Source organism: Tateyamaria sp., from assembly GCF_059783535.1.
In genome coordinates, this window is record NZ_JBYNDP010000049.1 from 24,083 (window position 1) to 26,647 (window position 2,565).

Genomic DNA, 2,565 nt, shown 5'->3' on the forward strand with positions numbered 1-2,565 from the left:
TGTTGGCGCCCTTCATTAGACAGTTCGTCGATGCCAACCGGAGCCTGTATCACCGGGCAAAAGACAAGCTGCGCCGCTGAGGCAGCACGATCATCGCCCGCGCTGGGTCTGGTGAGCATTCGGCCTTGAGTTGGTAATATGTTGCGGCTCCCCGTGGATAACCGCATGCCGATTGTTCAGCTTATCGAAACATCGGTGGTCGGGCATCCAGCCAGGCGCCGTCCTTCTGACCACTTTCGGCCACTGCGAACACGGCTGCCATAGAGCGTAGCCCGTCCTCAGCCCGCGGATACAGGTTTGCCGCCGAGTCCATCAACCGACCTTCCTTGCGCGCTCGGATCGCTTCGGCGAGGTCGGTATAGATATTCGCAAAGGCAAGTGGCATGCCCTCCGCATGGCCGATGGTGACGCGGGTGGTGCGATCCGCCTCGGGTGACAGATTCGCTTCGCCCCGTTCGATCACTTGCAGCCGTTCGTTCAGCGGCATGTAGTACAGCTGGTTGGGGTGCTCCTGGCTCCACCGTAGGCCGCCAGTTTCGCCAAACACCTGGATGCCCAGCCCGTGCTGCCGCCCGATGGCAACGGACGAGGTCCAGAGCCGCCCGACCGCGCCGCCATCCATTCGGAAGTTGACCATGGCATCATCTTCGAGCGTGCGCACATCGATGCAGGACACTGTGTCGGCGCTCAGTTTCGCGACCTCTTGCCCCGTGACGAAAGAGGCCATGTGAAGTGCATGGATGCCGCAATCGGCAAACTGTGCGGAAACACCCGCCTGTGCCGGGTCATAGCGCCAGCGGACGCGGGGGTTGTCTGCGTCCGTGGCGTCGGCGTGGTGGCCGTGAGCGAATTCAGCAACCACAAGCCGCACCTTGCCGATATCACCACGCGCGACCATGGCCCGCATGTGCCGAACAAGGGAGTAGCCTGTGTAGCCATAGTTCACAGCGCAGATGTTGCCGGTTTTCTGGGCGATTTCGACGATCTCCTGCCCTTCCTCAACCGTCATGGTCATCGGCTTTTCGCAGAGCACGTGGAACCCACCCTCAAGGAAGGCCTTGGTAATCTCGTAGTGGGTGGCATTGGGTGTGGCAACGGTCACAAGGTCGATGCGATCATCCCGCTTTTGCTCGCCTTCCAACATCTCTTGCCACGAGCCGTAGGCGCGGTCGCCCAAGCCGAGTCGCTGACCGTACTCACGTCCTTCTTCAGGCCGGTGATCCAGCGCGCCTGCGGTGAAGTCAAAAAGCCCGTCCAACCCGGCTCCGAGCCGGTGGGCCGGTCCGATCTGACTGCCTTCACCGCCGCCGATCATACCCCATTGCAGCTTTGCCATAGCTCAGGCTCCTTCAAATCCGATGGATTGCAGATAGGCGCGGTTCAATTTCGCGTCGTCGATGGGGGATGTGTCACCCGCCGGGTCGCAATCCTGTTCAACCGTGCACCAGCCGTCGAACCCGTTGTCCAGCAGCACTTGTCGCACGGCGGGAAAATCGACATCGCCGTCGCCAAGGTTACAGAAGATGCCCTGACCGCAGGCGTCATAGAACCCGGTGCGGTTTGCGATCACGTCTGTTTTGACCTTCGGGTCGATGTCTTTGAAGTGCATATAGCTGATGCGGGCGATATGCCGTTTCATGAACGCCACGGGGTCGAAGCCCGCATAGGAATGGTGCCCGGTGTCGAAGCAGATTTTCAGGATGCTTTCGTCAACCTCGTCCAGCAGGCGCTCCAACTCAGGTTCAAAGTCAATGAACCCAGCGGCGTGAGCATGCATGCCGACCGTTAGCCCATACTCTTCTGACCCCATTTTGGCGACCGTCGCGATGCGCTCGCGGAAAGCGGTCCATTCGGCCTTGTCCATTTGTTCGGCTTCATCTGCGCGGCCTGCGGTGGGTGCGCGGCGTTCGGAGATCGAGTCGATCAGCACCAGGTGTTGCGCGCCATGGGCCTTGAGCGCCTTGCAGGTGCGCACGGCGCCGTCGAGGACGTCGTCCCACGCATCCGGATCATGGAAAGGACGGAAAACGACTCCGCCCACCAGTTCCTGCCCAAACTCTTCCAGTGCGTCACCCAATACAGCGGGATCTTCGGGCATGAAGCCGACAGGCCCCAGTTCAATCCCGGTATAGCCCGCATCCGCGTTTTCCTGCAGCACCTTGCGCCAGGCCGGATTGCGTGGGTCGTCTGCAAATTCCACGCCCCAGGAACAGGGGGCATTGCCGATCTTGATCATGTCTTGAACCTTTCAGAAATCCGCCACGTTGACCCATGCCTCTGCCCGAGAGGACGCCAGGGCCGCAGCCACAACTTGATTGACGCGCAAGCCTTCCTCGAACGTGGGCCACACAGGTTCACCCGTGTGGATCGCGGTAAGAAAATCCTTGGCCTCGATGATGATCTGGTCCTGATAACCCGTTCCATGACCTGGTCCCTGACAGAAGGGCAGGTAGTCCGGATGTGCCGGGCCGGTGAGGATCTTGCGAAAGCCACGCTCGGCCTCGGGCCCCTCGGCGGTGTAGAGCCAGAGGGCGTTCTGGTCTTCGCCATCGAAGCGGATCGCGC

The 2,565-nt window shown here is 60.9% G+C and carries 2 protein-coding genes and 1 pseudogene; all 3 read right to left on the minus strand.

Annotated elements, in window-relative coordinates; translation table 11 throughout:
* Window positions 1-181 precede the first annotated feature (181 nt).
* Complete coding sequence (locus AC6RA8_RS11375) at window positions 182-1,336, minus strand: Gfo/Idh/MocA family protein (RefSeq protein WP_500352870.1); 1,155 nt, start codon at window positions 1,334-1,336, stop codon at window positions 182-184.
* Window positions 1,337-1,339: 3 nt separating this feature from the next.
* Window positions 1,340-2,236, minus strand: a complete 897-nt coding sequence (locus AC6RA8_RS11380; protein ID WP_500352871.1) for a TIM barrel protein — start codon at window positions 2,234-2,236, stop codon at window positions 1,340-1,342.
* Window positions 2,237-2,248: 12 nt separating this feature from the next.
* Window positions 2,249-2,565: pseudogene (locus tag AC6RA8_RS11385) on the minus strand (Gfo/Idh/MocA family protein); the annotation flags it as partial.

Excerpts from the sequence above, each read along its gene's own strand:
- AC6RA8_RS11380 (WP_500352871.1), bottom strand. The coding sequence starts at position 2,236 with ATGATCAAGATCGGCAATGCCCCCTGTTCCTGGGGCGTGGAATTTGCA.
- AC6RA8_RS11375 (WP_500352870.1), bottom strand. The coding sequence starts at position 1,336 with ATGGCAAAGCTGCAATGGGGTATGATCGGCGGCGGTGAAGGCAGTCAG.